The following is a 14,301-nucleotide window of genomic DNA, read 5'->3' on the forward strand; positions in this document are numbered from 1 at the left end:
AGACGCGCTTCGACGACCGCCCGTCTTCCCAACCATATCAATGGCCAGACTCAAGATGAGGGCGTGGCAAGGGGAAAGCACACCCGGTTCTTTGAAATCATGATGAAGCTCAGAACAGCGGCTTGACCACCGTCCACAACCCACCGAACACGAGGCCGAGAAAGATCAACCAGCCAACCACGGTATTCGACTTGAACAGCCTGAGGCATTCGTTCGGATTATCGATGTCGAGTGTCATGATCTGGCGATACATATGCGCGCCCGCAGCCAGCAGTCCGGCAACTGCGGGCATCGGAACCTCCGCCACGGCAAAGGCTCCAAGAAAGAGGGCCAATGCGCCGCCATAAAGCACGACCAGCGCTTCTCGCGTGCGGCTGCCGAACAGCCGGGCGGTTGAATGCACGCCAACCAGCGCGTCATCTTCCTTGTCCTGGTGGGCGTAGATCGTGTCATAGCCGATGACCCACAGGATCGATCCCGCATAAAGCAGGACCGCTGGCCAGTCGAGCGAACCGAAGTGGGCGGACCATCCCACAAGTGCACCCCAGGAAAAGGCAAGTCCCAGAACGAGTTGCGGCCAGTTGGTGATTCGTTTCATGAAAGGATAGATCGCAACGATAAGCAATGATCCGATGGCAAGGAATATCGTGAACAGGTTGAACTGCACCACGACTGCCAACCCCACGAGCGCCTGAAGAACGAGAAAAACCTTGGCCTGTTTGCGGGTCACCTGACCCGACGGAAGCGGCCGCGAACGCGTTCGTGCAACCTTGTTATCGATATCTTCGTCGGCGAGGTCATTGTAGGTGCAGCCCGCACCCCGCATGGCGATAGCGCCAATCAGAAAGAGCACCAGGTGATAGGGTGAAGGCAGCACCGACCAAAGCGGAGCGCCGACCTTTGCACCGGCAGCTGCCGCGAGGGCCGTTGCCCACCAGCACGGCCATAGCAGGAGCCACCAACCGATTGGCCGGTCCCAGCGTGCCAGCTGCGCATAGGGCCAGAGCCAGTTAGGCAATGTCCGATAGACCCAATGACCTGACGGTGCATCGAAAACCCTGCCGCGGGCCTGCGTAGACTGGATGATGTCTTTTTCTGAAGTCATGCTTTGACCTTGCAGCGCTGGGCAATACAGTCAAGCGGTTTAGGCAGTTTTTCAGGGCAAATCCGTGGTGCGCGCTTGACCCTGAGAGCATCACACCATACCGAGACGACAGTTTTCAAAGCGGAGCTCAAATTCGATGAACGTCTTGCTGATAGGTTCGGGTGGCCGCGAACACGCCTTGGCCTGGAAGATCGCCGCCTCGCCGGTGTTGACGACGCTCTATTGCGCGCCCGGCAATCCAGGCATTGCAAGCGTTGCGGAATGCGTTGCACTCGATCCCGCAGATCACGACGCGATCATTGCCTTCTGCCAGCAAAAGTCGATTGACTTCGTTGTTGTCGGCCCGGAAGCCCCCTTGGTCGCCGGCATCACCGACGATCTGCGCGCCGCCGGGATTACGGTATTCGGTCCTTCAAAGGCTGCCGCACGTCTCGAAGGTTCGAAAGGCTTTACCAAGGACCTTTGTGCCCAGTTCGATATTCCGACCGGCAAGTATCAGCGTTTCACTCAGGCTGAAGCGGCCAGGGCCTATATCCGGCAGGAAGGCGTGCCGATCGTGGTCAAGGCCGACGGGCTCGCGGCAGGCAAGGGCGTCGTCGTCGCCTTTGAACTACAGGAAGCGCTCGATGCTGTGGACGCCTGCTTCGATGGAGCATTTGGCGGAGCTGGTGCCGAAGTCGTCGTGGAAGAATATCTTGAGGGCGAAGAGGCCAGTTTCTTTTGCCTGTGCGATGGCAAGACAGCGCTTCCCTTCGGCACCGCCCAGGATCACAAGCGTGTTGGCGATGGCGATACCGGCGCTAACACTGGCGGCATGGGGGCCTATTCGCCAGCGCCGGTGATGACACAGGCGATCATCGACCTCACCATGCGTGATCTGATCGAACCGACGATGCGCGGCATGACCGAAATCGGCGCACCCTTTAGCGGTGTATTGTTTGCTGGCCTGATGATCACCAGAAATGGACCGAAACTGATTGAATACAACACGCGGTTCGGCGATCCCGAGACACAGGTGCTGATGTTGCGTCTGAAGGATGATCTGTTGCTGCTGCTGAAGGCTGCAGCTGACGGGGTACTCGATCAGATGTCCGTTCGCTGGAATGACGATCCGGCGCTCACGGTCGTCATGGCCGCCAAAGGTTACCCGGCGGCACCGGAAAAAGGCAGCGTGATCCGAGGTGTTGCGGCCGCTGGCGACGATGAAAACGTCGAGATTTTTCACGCGGGAACTAAGGACAGGAATGGTGAACTGATCGCCAACGGCGGCCGGGTTCTAAACATCACGGCAAGCGGCAAGACGGTTCAGGATGCGCAGAAGGCAGCTTATGCCGCGATTGCGAAGATCGATTGGCCGGAGGGTTTTTACCGCCATGATATTGGCTGGCGCGCCATCGAACGTGAAAAGGCGCTATAGGAAAGGCGTCAAGGCGGGGTAACGGATGCGATCGGGCGCATCCGCTGCCATGTTGGTTTTCTTCAAACATGCGGTCGTGATTCCGAAGGGCAGGGTCTCATAGAAGTGATCGAGCTGACGTGAGACCGATTGGCTGAGGGCGAGAGACAGCGCGTCTATAGTGAGGGTCCTGGCCCTTAGTTGGCCCGTAGGCTGCTCCAGCACCGAAGCCGTTATTGTGCTGTCCACAGCCGGCTTGACCGGAGGGAGCAAAGGTTCGGTAGAAGCGACCAGTACGGGTTGTTGATATGGTGGCTTGTCGCGGGGCGTTGGCAGATTGTCCGGCGGGATAGCGTCGACCAGACCACCGAAGGGCCACGTCCTTTTCAGCTCGGTCACCGTCATATCGGCGATGTTGACGTCGATGTCCCGGCTGGTTCCGGGCGGGCGATAGGGGCAGCGCCGCTCGCTGCAATTGTTCTGCGAAGTGAACTGCCAAAGCACATAATCCTGCCAGTTGCCCTTGGGAAAATGCGGAGCGATGTCCGATTGGTAACGCGCGTACCAAAGCGGCAAACGCGACAGGATGGGCAACTCGAGCCGATGATCAGCGATATATCGCGCGGTTATGCCGTTCGTGTACAGAACCGGATAACGTCCGGTGCGAAACTTGATATGTTCGGCGAAAATCTGCGCATCCTGCAATGACATGAACTTGTCAGGGTCGTTGTCCTCGATATCGATGGCCATCAACTCGTCGTCAGCCGGATCGGTGTAATCGATGAAATGATTGGCCTGCTCGATAGGATTGCCGGGACGGCCGAGATGATAGGCTCCCCATTTGAGCCCGAGTGCTTTGGCGAGCTGGCGGCGCGTTTGGTATAACTCGCGCGAGACAGAATAATTGCGCCATATGCGTTTGCACAATTCCTGTTGCATCGCATCGACGATACGGTTGCAATGGTAGTTGGCCGGCATGCCATCGGAGCCTTTGTGGATGAAGGCGGCAACGCGCGGGTCCTTGGCGATTTCCATAAGGTTGAAGGAGTTGTGTTCGTACCCGTCGAGTATGATCGCGCGTTCCTTGTTTGCCCACGGCGAGCGGAACTCCGACTCCGCATGGACCGGGCCGCCAGACATGAGGGCGGCAACGAACATGGCAAAAGCACGTACGCGGATCGTCAAATGGGTGGTCCCTCGCACCTCGCGAACAAGTCTCTAAATCTGATAGTACCGAATGATGGTCGCCGCATCGCGGTTAATAAACAGTTAGCCACCGTTAATTGCGCACTGAATGGCTATCTGGAACGGGATTTTCAGACCACTATCGCAATATCTTACGTTTACGTCAAAATAAGCTTGCCTCGAGCCCGCGCGAAGTTGCAATGTGCGGTCCGCAACGAGTATCACCTGATGAGGAGACATGATCGATGTACCGCGCGCCCGTCGATGAAATCGCCCATACTCTGAAGACAATCGCCGGACTCGACGAAGTCATCGCGCAAGGACGTTTCGTTGATTTGTCGGATGACCTGGTAGACGCCATTCTTGAAGAAGCGGGAAAATTCGCATCCATCCGTGTGGCACCGCTGCTTGAGGTTGGTGACAAGCATGGTACTCCGCTCAAGGATGCAGAGGTTACCATGCCGCCGGGCTGGAAAGACGTCTATGGGGAGTGGACTGCTAGCGGCTGGAATGCCTTGACCGGTTCGCACGAGTTCGGCGGGCAGGGCTTGCCGATGATGCTGGCGATTGCGACGTTCGAAATGTGGAACTCCGGCTCGATGGCCTTCGGCATTGGACCGACATTGACACTCGGCGCCATCGAAGCGCTGGAAGCGCATGCTACCGACGAGTTGAAGCACACTTTTCTGCCAAAGCTCATATCCGGCGAGTGGATGGGAACGATGAACCTCACCGAGCCGCAGGCTGGTTCAGACGTTGGCGCCCTGCGCACCAGAGCCGAACGCGTCGATGATGGTACCTATCGCATTTTCGGCACGAAGATTTTCATCACTTACGGCGAACACGACCTCACCGAGAATATCATTCATATGGTTCTGGCTCGCCTGCCCGATGCACCGGTGGGCACCAAAGGTATTTCATTGTTCCTCGTGCCAAAGTTTCTGGTCAACGAGGACGGGTCGCTTGGCCCTCGCAACGACGTCTTTTGTGGTGGCGTCGAGCACAAGATGGGCATTCGCGGCTCGCCCACCTGCACGATGATCTACGGGGATGGTTTCGCCAAGGATCAGGAGCCGGGCGCCATTGGCTGGCTCATCGGCGAGGAAAATCGGGGGCTTGCCTGCATGTTTACCATGATGAACAATGCGCGCCTCGCAGTCGGCATTCAGGGTGTCGCCGTGGCGGAGGCTGCCTACCAGAAGGCATTGGGCTATGCGCAGGAGCGCCGTCAGATGCGCGCGCCGGGCTGGACGGGCGAGGGTATGAGCCCGATCATCGAACATCCGGATGTGCAGCGTAATTTGTTGACAATGAAGGGCTTGACCGGGGCTGCTCGCTCGATTGCCTATGCGTGCGCGCACGCGCTCGACATGGCAAAAACAGCGTCGGAAGACGATGCCCGGCACTGGGCAGATCGTGCCAATCTGCTGACTCCGGTTGCCAAGGCATTTTCGACCGATATCGGCGTCGACGTGGCGTCGATCGGCATCCAGGTCCATGGCGGGATGGGTTATATTGAAGAGACTGGTGCTGCGCAATTTCTGCGCGACGCTCGTATTGCACCCATTTATGAAGGTACCAACGGCATCCAGGCAATTGATCTCGTCCAGCGCAAATTGCAGTTGGGCGGGGGTGAGCACATCAAAACCTATATCGCTGAACTCCGCGCCGTAGCAGAGGCCGTGGCCGCATCGAACAGTCTAGATTTCGGAGAGACCGGGCGACGTCTGCTGGCGGGCTTGGAAGATCTGGAGGCGACGAGCCTTTGGCTGCAGCAGGCGTTGGCCGAGGGCGAGATCAGCACGGCTTTTGCTGGAGCCACACCCTATCTACGGCTTTTCGGTCTAGCCGCCGGAGCGACTTACCTGGCAAAGGGTGCACTGGCCGGTGAGCATGCTGGACGGACGGCGTTGGCGCGATTCTTTGCTGAAAACCTACTATTTGAAACCAGCACCCTAAAAGACCGCGTCATTCATGGTGCGGCCAGTCTACTCGACGGGCGTTCTGCCCTCGCTTCATAAGGAAATCCATGTCAGACCATATTCAAATCGAGCGCCATGGCGCTGTCCAGATTATCCGCATGAACCGGCCGGACAAGAAGAACGCTCTTACCCGAGCAATGTATACGACGATGACCAAGGCGATCGTCGAGGGCGATGCCGACGCCTCGATTGGCGCACACGTGTTCTTTGGCGTGACAGGAGCCTTTTCTTCCGGCAACGACCTGCAGGACTTCATGGCCTTCGCCACCACTGGCAATATGGGCAGCGAAGTCATTGATTTTCTTATTACGCTGGTCAACGCGAAGAAGCCGCTTCTGGCAGGCGTGGACGGCCTTGCTATTGGGGTCGGCACCACGATTCATTTCCACTGCGATCTGACGTTCGCTACACCGCAATCCTATTTCAAGACGCCGTTTGTCGATCTCGGACTGGTACTGGAAGCGGGGTCCAGTTTGCTGGGTCCTGTATTGATGGGCCACCAAAGGGCTTTTGCTTTCCTGGCCATGGGCGAAGGATTGCACGCGGTTGAAGCCAAAGAGGCGGGGCTGGTCTACAAGCTTGTCGACACGGAGGAACTGGAAAGCACTGTCTTGAATGTGGCGGCCGAGATTGCCGCCAAGCCGCCGGAAGCCATGCAGATTTCACGCGATCTTCTGCGGATGCCGCGGGAAGACGTCGTGGAGCGTATCAAACTGGAGGCAAAGCATTTTGCCGAGCGCCTCCAGTCGGAGGAGGCCCGCGGCGCTTTGATGGCCTTTCTCACGCGTAAGAAGAGCTGAGCTAAGGATAGAGCCTCGTCTTGCCCCAGTCGCCTTCCGGCGTAAGACGGCTGAAGACCACCCGGTCATGCAAGCGGAACGGCCGGTCGTGCCAGAATTCGATCGACGTTGGACGAATACGAAATCCCGACCAATAGTCGGGGCGCGGAATTTCACCGATGGCATAACGCGCAGTGTATTCGGCTACGGCCTTTTCGAGCGCAAACCGGCTTTCAAGGGGACGAGATTGTTTTGATGCCCAGGCGCCAATGCGGCTTCCGCGAGGGCGCGTTGCATAGTAGGCGTCGGCGTCTTCTCTGCTGACGATCTCGACCGGACCGCGGATGCGGACTTGACGACGGAGCGATTTCCAGTGAAAGCACATCGCCGCTTTCATGGATCCCAGAATTTCCTGGCCCTTTTCGCTCTCGAAATTTGTATAGAAAACAAAGCCTTGGCTATCGAATCCCTTGAGGAGTACCATGCGAACGTCTGGCAATCCTTCGTTGTCCACTGTTGCCAGCGCTACAGCATTGGGGTCATTGGGCTCGGTCTTGCCTGCCTCCGCCAGCCATTCATCGAAAAGCGCGAACGGCTCGGATTTCTCCGTGAAGTCATCTGTTGTTAACTTCATTTAATCCATAGTCCCATAGTCATTTCGGATTGACCTTGTTAAAGAGAGATATGTGTTTGGCGTTTCTACGATCTGATAGCAAGAAATTTGGTGCAAAAAAACAGCATTGGCGCGGGCCTTATCCGGCCTTTGCCGTTGGTGTTGCCCTATGCTTGTTGTCGGGCTGCGCCATGAAGGATTTCAGCATCGAGAAAGCGGCTCCAGACCAGGCAACAGTAACAGGGTCAGTCGCTCCTGCACAACCTGTCGACGCCAAGGGCTCGTCGGATCAATTGACAGTGCGCAACATCGTCTCGGCGCTGAATTTCACCCAATGGGGCAACAAGCCGGTTCCTTGGTCGAATCCCGAGACGGGCAGCCAAGGTACAATAACGACCATTGCTGAAAAGAAAGACGACGCCGGTCTTTGCCGCGAGTTCCAGACTTCGCGCGAGTCATTTGACGGGGTCATGATTTACAGGGGCGAGACCTGCATGCAAAATGGCGGGCAGTGGACGTTGAAATCTTTCGCGCCTATGTAGCAGATGAAGAATCTGGGCCAGTTTTCACTTTTTTCGTCTCAAATCTCTGGAATTTCTTCCTATTCGTGAGCATATAGCAGCGGAATCCCAAGACATCTCGCTCCGTTGCGAAGAAAGGCAGACACATGCGCGATCCCTATAGCGTGTTGGGCGTCGCCAAGACGGCGAAGCCCGAGGAAATTAAATCGGCGTTTCGCAAACTCGCCAAGAAATATCATCCCGACCAGAATCAGGATGACCCGAAGGCGCAGGCAAATTTCTCCGAAATCAATCAGGCATACGAAATCGTTGGTGACAAGGAACGTCGCGGCCAGTTTGACCGGGGGGAGATCGATGCCGAAGGCAAGCAGCGTGCACCACAAGGGTTTGAAGGTTACTCAAGCGCCGGCGGCGACCCGTTTGCCGGTTTTAGCGGCGGGCGCCGTCCGGGCGGTTTCGAGTTCCGTAGCGGCGGTACATCTGGCCTTGGTGCCGAAGACATATTGAGCAGCCTGTTTGGCGAGACCGGCGGCATGGGCGGCTTTGGCGGGGCCACGCGTCGCGCCGGACCACGCAAAGGTGCCGACCTACAGGCAACTATAGATATCAGCCTTGAGCAGGCAGCGGGCGCCGAAAAGGTTGAAGCAATATTTCCCAACGGCAAAAGGCTGGCGATCAAACTGCCCGCACAGGTGGAAAACGGTCAAACGATTCGCTTGAAAGGACAGGGAGAAGCTGTTCCTGGTGGCACCGCTGGTGATGCTTTAGTCACAGTGCGGTTCAAACCGCATCCGAAATTTCGGGTCGAGGGAAGGGATTTGCATGTCGAACTTCCGGTTTCGTTGAGCGACGCTGCCCTCGGTTCGCGGCAGGAAGTCGAAACTCTCAATGGCCGTGTAGCGGTCAAAGTCGCGCCGTGGACCAGTTCCGATAGGGTTTTACGGCTGAAAGGCAAGGGTTTGCCAAAGAAGCCGGATGGCCATGGCGATCTGTTCGCTCACGTCCGCATCATGTTGCCGGAACACGGGGATCCAGCTTTGGAAGCCTTTTTGCGCGATTCCAGTCAGTGAAAATCCAAAACCAGATTGGACACCGCGCTTGAAGCCCGGCGCGGGCTGTGCGATACCCCACATCAATCATAAGTCTCATGAAGGGTTGGTATATGACCGCCAAAACTGGTTTGATGCAGGGTAAACGCGGCCTTATAATGGGTGTCGCCAACAATCGGTCGATTGCCTGGGGCATTGCCAAGGCAGCGCACGACGCGGGTGCCGAACTTGCATTTACCTATCAGGGCGATGCTTTGAAAAAGCGCGTCGAGCCGCTCGCACAGGAGCTCGGCGCTTTTTTGTGCGGGCATTGCGATGTTTCCGATGCGTCGACCATCGACGCCTGCTTTGCTGCGCTCGAGCAGCACTGGGGCAAGATCGATTTCCTGGTGCACGCAATCGGCTTCTCCGACAAGGATGAACTCACCGGTCGCTACGTCGACACGTCGGAAGCCAACTTCACAAAGACGATGCTGATTTCCGTCTTTTCGCTAACGGCGGTTGCCAAGCGGGCGGAAAAGCTGATGACAGATGGCGGCTCCATCTTGACGCTGACCTATTACGGTGCAGAAAAGGTCATGCCGAATTATAATGTCATGGGCGTTGCCAAGGCAGCACTTGAGGCGAGCGTCAAGTATCTGGCTGTCGATCTCGGCCCGGACAACATTCGCGTCAACGCGATTTCCGCAGGCCCGATCAAAACGCTTGCCGCTTCCGGCATCGGTGATTTCCGCTACATACTGAAGTGGAACGAGTACAACGCGCCACTGCGGCGTACTGTGACGATCGAGGAAGTCGGCGACGCGGGTCTCTATTTCCTTTCTGACTTGTCGCGCTCCGTCACAGGCGAGATCCATCACGCCGATAGCGGTTATCATGTCGTAGGAATGAAAGCAGTCGACGCACCGGATATTTCTGTCGTCAAGGATTGAAGTTCAAGTGATTCTGCCTGGCTCGGTGATCTACTTTTCGCGTCATGGCGAGACAGATTGGAACGTCGCGGAGCGCATTCAAGGCCAAGCAGATGTCGATATGAATGCGCGTGGCCGTGCCCAGGCCGATCGCAATGGTGATCTTCTGAAATCATTGATCGGCGACGGGGCCGGCTTCGAATTCGTTGCCAGCCCTTTGCGGCGCACGCGCGATACGATGGAGCGAATCCGTACCCGCATGGGTCTCGATCCCAAGAAGTACCATACCGATCCACGCCTGATGGAAGTGAGTTTCGGAGATTGGCAAGGCTTCATGATTGAAGACATTGCGGCCAAGACACCGGAGCTTGTAGAAGCACGCGGGCGGGATAAGTGGAATTTCGTCCCACCGGGGGACACCGCCGAGAGCTATGCGACATTGAGTGTTCGTGTTGCTAGTTGGTTAGCCGAGGTAAAGGGACCCACGGTCTGCGTAACCCATGGCGGTTGCCTGAGAACGATATTCCGCATGGTCGAGAAACTGGACGGCCACGATGCCGCCAATCTTCTTATCACACAGGATCAACTTCTGCGTCTGGAGGATGGTCACCTTACCTGGCTGTAGCTACTCGGTGGTCTCTTCGATGTCGGTGATGAAGCGTTCCTTGTTGACCACGTCGAACATCAACGTAACCTTCATACCCTGCTCGATAACGCTCAGGTCAAATTCGCCGGGCAATTTATAGACCTTGCCATCGTCGAGGGTAATGGTCGAATTGTCTTCATCGATCTTGGTGATTATACCTTGCGCATCGTCCGCAAGAGCGCCGACCGGAAGCAGAGAGGCGATGAACATGAACGTTGCTACGATGAAGCGCATTTGAATTCCCCTATTATCAAATCTGTATGCCGGTCAATGACGCAAGTTAGAGCTTCCATTTGTGGCAAAACAATTGCTTTTTTCGTGTGGGATAAAGGAATTTCAACGGCGGGTTTGACCACAGGAGTAAACGCTCATAAAACCCCCTGACAAAACGTCGGGTACGCTTATGTCGCACAATACTTTCGGTCATCTTTTTCGCGTCACCACATGGGGTGAAAGCCATGGAATTGCGCTTGGATGCGTGGTCGATGGCTGCCCACCCGGCATTTCCTTCACAGAGGCGGAGATCCAGTCATACCTCGACAAGCGCAGGCCCGGGCAGTCCAAATACACGACGCAACGTCGTGAGCCCGATCAGGTGCGCGTGCTTTCCGGCGTGATGCTGCAAGATGACGGCGTTACCATGATTTCGACGGGGACGCCGATCTCGATGATGATCGAGAACACCGATCAGCGCTCGAAGGATTATGGTGATATTGCTCGCCAGTATCGTCCGGGTCACGCCGACTACACCTATGATGTCAAATATGGGATCCGCGACTATCGGGGCGGTGGGCGGTCTTCGGCGCGTGAAACCGCTGCGCGCGTTGCCGCTGGCGCCATAGCAAGAAAGGTCGTGCCTGGTCTCATTGTGCGTGGCGCACTCGTTGGGATGGGAATACATACCATCGACCGCGGCCGCTGGGATTGGGATGAGGTGAGCAACAATCCATTCTTCACACCTGATGCGGGAGCGGTCGGCATATTCGCGGACTATCTGGACGGCATTCGCAAGGCAGGGTCTTCCATTGGTGCTATTGTTGAAGTGGTGGCGGAGAACGTCCCGGCAGGTCTCGGCGCTCCGGTCTACGGTAAGCTTGATCAGGATATCGCCAGCTACCTGATGTCGATCAATGCCGTGAAAGGCGTAGAGATTGGCGATGGTTTCGACACTGCGCGACTTACCGGTGAAGAAAACGCTGACGAAATGCGCATGGGTAACGACGGCAAGCCAATTTTCCTGTCCAACCATGCCGGTGGCATTCTGGGCGGTATTTCCAGCGGCGCACCGGTCGTCGCGCGCTTTGCCGTCAAGCCGACATCATCGATTTTGACGCCGCGCCGGAGCATTGATGCAGATGGCAATCAAGTCGATATCATGACCAAGGGCAGACATGACCCATGTGTCGGTATCCGTGCCGTGCCGATCGGTGAAGCAATGGTGGCGTGCGCCATCGCAGATCATTATCTCAGACATCGCGGCCAGACCGGCCGTATCTAAGCAAAGGGATGCTCATATGGCCTACAATCAAAAACGGGTCGTCGATGCCCTACGCGCTTTCGAACGCGGTGAAATCGTAGTTGTCATGGACGATGACGGCCGCGAGAACGAAGGCGATCTGATCGTCGCCGCAGTTCACTGTACGCCAGAGAAGATGGCCTTCATCGTTCGCCACACGTCAGGCATTGTCTGCACGCCGATGACCCGCGAGCACGCCAAACGTTTGAATCTCGCGCCAATGGTGGCCGACAATGATGCTCCCCATTCGACGGCGTTTACTGTCACTGTCGACTACAAACATGGCACGACGACCGGTATCTCGGCTGAAGATCGCACGTTAACAGCCAGAAACCTTGCCAATCCAAATGCCGGTGCCATCGATTTCGTGCGTCCCGGTCATATTTTTCCGCTGGTGGCCCGCGAAGGCGGCGTACTGATGCGTTCCGGCCATACGGAAGCCGCCGTCGATCTTTGCAAGCTGGCAGGACTCCCGCCAGTCGGGGTCATTTGCGAGTTGGTGAACGACGACGGTTCGGTCATGCGCGGCCCCCAGGTTGCAAGCTTTGCCGAAACTCATAAGCTGCACCAGGTAACTGTCGCCGATCTCATCGCTTACCGTCAGCGCAAGGAAACGCTGATCGAGCGAATTGGGGAGTACGAGATCGATACCTGCGCCGGACGTGCCAAGGCAATAACATACGCACTGCCTTGGGAGCCGATGCACCATGCCGCCATCGTTTATGGCGATATTCGCGATGGTGAGGATGTTCCTGTTCGCCTGCAGCGTGAGGATGTGCTGAGCGATGTATTCGGCGCCCGCAACACGCTTGACAGTATCATGAAGCGCATCGCCGAGGAAAAGCGCGGAGTTATCGTCTATCTGCGCGAAGGATCGGTCGGTGTTGGCCGGGATGATGACCGCAATCGTGCAGCATTGCAGGAGCGCGAAGTCCATGCGGAAGCGCGCGTGCGCGAAGAGGAATGGCGCCAGATCGGGCTTGGTGCCCAGATATTGAAGGATCTCGGCATCACATCGATCCGTCTACTGTCTTCGCGCGAACGGCACTATGTCGGGCTCGAAGGCTTTGGTATCCAGATCACCAAGACCGATATTATTTGAAAACCGGCTCTCGCTTCTTGCGAAGGCCGCTTCAAAATAGCAAGGAATGGTCGTTGGATTTGCTATAATCTCGCTGGATAGGCTCATTCAGCGAGGAGACTGCCATGACCGCTCCCCATCCGTCCAAAACACATATCGGCAATCACGAACTGCATCCTGAGACGCTGATGTTGAACTACGGCTACGACCCGGAACTGTCCGAGGGGGCTGTCAAACCACCTGTATTCTTGACCTCGACCTTCGTATTCAAGTCCGCGGAAGAGGGCCGGGATTTCTTCGATTTTGTCTCCGGTCGCAAAGAGCCGCCGGCCGGTACGGCGGCTGGTCTGGTTTACTCGCGTTTTAATCATCCCAATAGCGAAATCGTTGAGGACCGGCTGGCCGTCTATGAGCGCACGGAAAGCTGTGCAGTTTTTTCCTCGGGAATGTCAGCGATTGCCACGACTCTGTTTGCCTTCGTCCGTCCGGGCGACTCGATCCTGCACTCGCAACCGCTCTATGGCGGCACCGAAACGCTGCTCGCCAAGACGTTCCTCAACATGGGTGTCGCTGCGGTCGGCTTCGCTGATGGCGTGAACGAAGCTTCGGTACAAGCTGCTGCTGACCAGGCGATGCAGAAGGGCCGTGTCTCCGTGATCCTGATCGAAACGCCCGCCAATCCAACCAACAGCCTGGTTGATGTGGCAATGATCCGCCGGATCGCCGAGGCCATTGGGGAAAAGCAGGGCCACCGCCCGATAATCGCCTGCGACAACACGTTGCTTGGACCGGTATTCCAACGGCCTATCGAACATGGCGCGGATATTTCCCTGTATTCGCTGACCAAATATGTCGGTGGCCACTCCGATTTGATTGCCGGAGCAGCGCTCGGATCAAAAGCCGTGATGAAACAGGTCAAAGCGCTGCGTGGCGCGATCGGTACTCAACTCGATCCGCATTCCTGCTGGATGCTCGGCCGATCACTCGAAACTCTCAGTATTCGCATGGAAAAGGCCGACAACAACGCCTTGGCCATTGCCAATTTCCTCCGCGATCATCCGAAGGTAGAGAAAATACACTATCTGCCATATCACGACGCGTCCTCACCCCTTGGCAAAACCTTTGCCGCTCAGTGCACCGGAGCTGGCTCGACTTTCTCATTTGACATCGTGGGTGGACAGCCGGCGGCCTTCAAGTTCCTCAACGCATTGCAGATATTGAAACTGGCGGTCAGCCTTGGAGGTACGGAATCGCTCGCCAGCCATCCGGCAACGATGACTCATTCGGGCGTCCCCATCGACGTGCGTCAGCGCATTGGCGTGCTGGATTCAACAATCAGGTTGTCGATCGGCATCGAACATCCGGATGACTTGATTGCCGATCTGACGCAGGCATTGAGCATAGCTTGACCAATCGGCGCGTGCGGTAGAATTCGCTCACTTGTCTCTTGTACAACGGCGAGTAGCTGGTGCAATTTGAGCGTGACCGCCTGGTCATGCTCATGCCCTTTTGCTTTT

14 protein-coding genes are annotated in these 14,301 nt (G+C 56.6%); 10 read left to right on the forward strand and 4 right to left on the reverse strand.

What is annotated here, in order from left to right; all coding sequences use genetic code 11:
* Nucleotides 1-109: 109 nt before the first annotated feature.
* A complete protein-coding gene (ubiA, locus tag C7476_RS25660; RefSeq protein WP_114432764.1) occupies nt 110-1,105 on the reverse strand; it encodes a 4-hydroxybenzoate octaprenyltransferase in 996 nt (331 codons plus the stop codon).
* A gap of 136 nt (nt 1,106-1,241) precedes the next feature.
* On the opposite strand from ubiA, the gene purD reads away from it, so the two are divergent.
* The gene (gene purD / locus C7476_RS25665; RefSeq protein ID WP_114432765.1) at nt 1,242-2,522 is read left to right on the forward strand and encodes a phosphoribosylamine--glycine ligase; all 1,281 of its coding nucleotides are present in this window, start codon (nt 1,242-1,244) and stop codon (nt 2,520-2,522) included.
* Here the strand turns inward: purD and C7476_RS25670 are convergent.
* A complete protein-coding gene (locus C7476_RS25670; protein ID WP_245426594.1) occupies nt 2,517-3,686 on the reverse strand; it encodes a glycoside hydrolase family 25 protein in 1,170 nt (389 codons plus the stop codon). The two genes, purD and C7476_RS25670, sit on opposite strands and share 6 nt — an antisense overlap.
* Nucleotides 3,687-3,931: 245 nt before the next feature.
* Here C7476_RS25670 and C7476_RS25675 point away from each other — a divergent pair, with 245 nt between their 5' ends.
* Nucleotides 3,932-5,707: an acyl-CoA dehydrogenase family protein gene (locus C7476_RS25675; RefSeq protein WP_114432766.1), complete on the forward strand. Its 1,776-nt coding sequence runs from the start codon at nt 3,932-3,934 to the stop codon at nt 5,705-5,707.
* An 8-nt stretch (nt 5,708-5,715) separates the two neighbouring features.
* Nucleotides 5,716-6,468, forward strand: a complete 753-nt coding sequence (locus tag C7476_RS25680; RefSeq protein WP_114432767.1) for a crotonase/enoyl-CoA hydratase family protein — start codon at nt 5,716-5,718, stop codon at nt 6,466-6,468.
* 1 nt (nt 6,469) lies between these two features.
* Here the strand turns inward: C7476_RS25680 and pdxH are convergent, their stop codons facing one another.
* Complete coding sequence (gene pdxH, locus C7476_RS25685; protein ID WP_114432768.1) at nt 6,470-7,081, reverse strand: pyridoxamine 5'-phosphate oxidase; 612 nt, start codon at nt 7,079-7,081, stop codon at nt 6,470-6,472.
* A gap of 170 nt (nt 7,082-7,251) precedes the next feature.
* Between pdxH and C7476_RS25690 the strand changes: the two genes are divergently transcribed.
* The 4 genes from C7476_RS25690 (at nt 7,252) to C7476_RS25705 (ending at nt 10,166) form a co-directional block, all read left to right on the forward strand.
* Nucleotides 7,252-7,602: an RT0821/Lpp0805 family surface protein gene (locus C7476_RS25690; protein WP_114432791.1), complete on the forward strand. Its 351-nt coding sequence runs from the start codon at nt 7,252-7,254 to the stop codon at nt 7,600-7,602.
* Between the two features lie 125 nt (nt 7,603-7,727).
* Complete coding sequence (locus C7476_RS25695) at nt 7,728-8,651, forward strand: DnaJ C-terminal domain-containing protein (protein WP_114432769.1); 924 nt, start codon at nt 7,728-7,730, stop codon at nt 8,649-8,651.
* Nucleotides 8,652-8,743: 92 nt separating this feature from the next.
* Nucleotides 8,744-9,562, forward strand: a complete 819-nt coding sequence (gene fabI / locus C7476_RS25700; RefSeq protein ID WP_114432770.1) for an enoyl-ACP reductase FabI — start codon at nt 8,744-8,746, stop codon at nt 9,560-9,562.
* Between the two features lie 13 nt (nt 9,563-9,575).
* Nucleotides 9,576-10,166, forward strand: a complete 591-nt coding sequence (locus C7476_RS25705) for a histidine phosphatase family protein (protein ID WP_114432792.1) — start codon at nt 9,576-9,578, stop codon at nt 10,164-10,166.
* On the opposite strand, the gene C7476_RS25710 is transcribed toward C7476_RS25705, so the two are convergent.
* A complete protein-coding gene (locus C7476_RS25710; protein ID WP_114432771.1) occupies nt 10,167-10,421 on the reverse strand; it encodes a DUF1344 domain-containing protein in 255 nt (84 codons plus the stop codon).
* A gap of 169 nt (nt 10,422-10,590) precedes the next feature.
* On the opposite strand from C7476_RS25710, the gene aroC reads away from it, so the two are divergent.
* The 3 genes from aroC (at nt 10,591) to C7476_RS25725 (ending at nt 14,193) form a co-directional block, all read left to right on the forward strand.
* Nucleotides 10,591-11,685: a chorismate synthase gene (gene aroC, locus C7476_RS25715; protein WP_114432772.1), complete on the forward strand. Its 1,095-nt coding sequence runs from the start codon at nt 10,591-10,593 to the stop codon at nt 11,683-11,685.
* Nucleotides 11,686-11,701: 16 nt separating this feature from the next.
* Complete coding sequence (gene ribB, locus C7476_RS25720) at nt 11,702-12,805, forward strand: 3,4-dihydroxy-2-butanone-4-phosphate synthase (protein WP_112527301.1); 1,104 nt, start codon at nt 11,702-11,704, stop codon at nt 12,803-12,805.
* Between the two features lie 104 nt (nt 12,806-12,909).
* Complete coding sequence (locus C7476_RS25725; RefSeq protein ID WP_114432773.1) at nt 12,910-14,193, forward strand: cystathionine gamma-synthase family protein; 1,284 nt, start codon at nt 12,910-12,912, stop codon at nt 14,191-14,193.
* Nucleotides 14,194-14,301: the final 108 nt, after the last annotated feature.

The sequence above is a fragment of the Phyllobacterium bourgognense genome (assembly GCF_003337575.1).
GTDB classification, from domain to species: Bacteria; Pseudomonadota; Alphaproteobacteria; order Rhizobiales; family Rhizobiaceae; genus Phyllobacterium; species Phyllobacterium bourgognense.

Coding starts and splice junctions, on each gene's coding strand:
- C7476_RS25680 (WP_114432767.1), top strand. CDS start 5,716: ATGTCAGACCATATTCAAATCGAGCGCCATGGCGCTGTCCAGATTATC.
- ubiA (WP_114432764.1), bottom strand. CDS start 1,105: ATGACTTCAGAAAAAGACATCATCCAGTCTACGCAGGCCCGCGGCAGG.
- C7476_RS25675 (WP_114432766.1), top strand. CDS start 3,932: ATGTACCGCGCGCCCGTCGATGAAATCGCCCATACTCTGAAGACAATC.
- ribB (WP_112527301.1), top strand. CDS start 11,702: ATGGCCTACAATCAAAAACGGGTCGTCGATGCCCTACGCGCTTTCGAA.
- aroC (WP_114432772.1), top strand. CDS start 10,591: ATGTCGCACAATACTTTCGGTCATCTTTTTCGCGTCACCACATGGGGT.
- purD (WP_114432765.1), top strand. CDS start 1,242: ATGAACGTCTTGCTGATAGGTTCGGGTGGCCGCGAACACGCCTTGGCC.
- C7476_RS25695 (WP_114432769.1), top strand. CDS start 7,728: ATGCGCGATCCCTATAGCGTGTTGGGCGTCGCCAAGACGGCGAAGCCC.
- pdxH (WP_114432768.1), bottom strand. CDS start 7,081: ATGAAGTTAACAACAGATGACTTCACGGAGAAATCCGAGCCGTTCGCG.
- C7476_RS25690 (WP_114432791.1), top strand. CDS start 7,252: ATGAAGGATTTCAGCATCGAGAAAGCGGCTCCAGACCAGGCAACAGTA.
- fabI (WP_114432770.1), top strand. CDS start 8,744: ATGACCGCCAAAACTGGTTTGATGCAGGGTAAACGCGGCCTTATAATG.
- C7476_RS25725 (WP_114432773.1), top strand. CDS start 12,910: ATGACCGCTCCCCATCCGTCCAAAACACATATCGGCAATCACGAACTG.
- C7476_RS25710 (WP_114432771.1), bottom strand. CDS start 10,421: ATGCGCTTCATCGTAGCAACGTTCATGTTCATCGCCTCTCTGCTTCCG.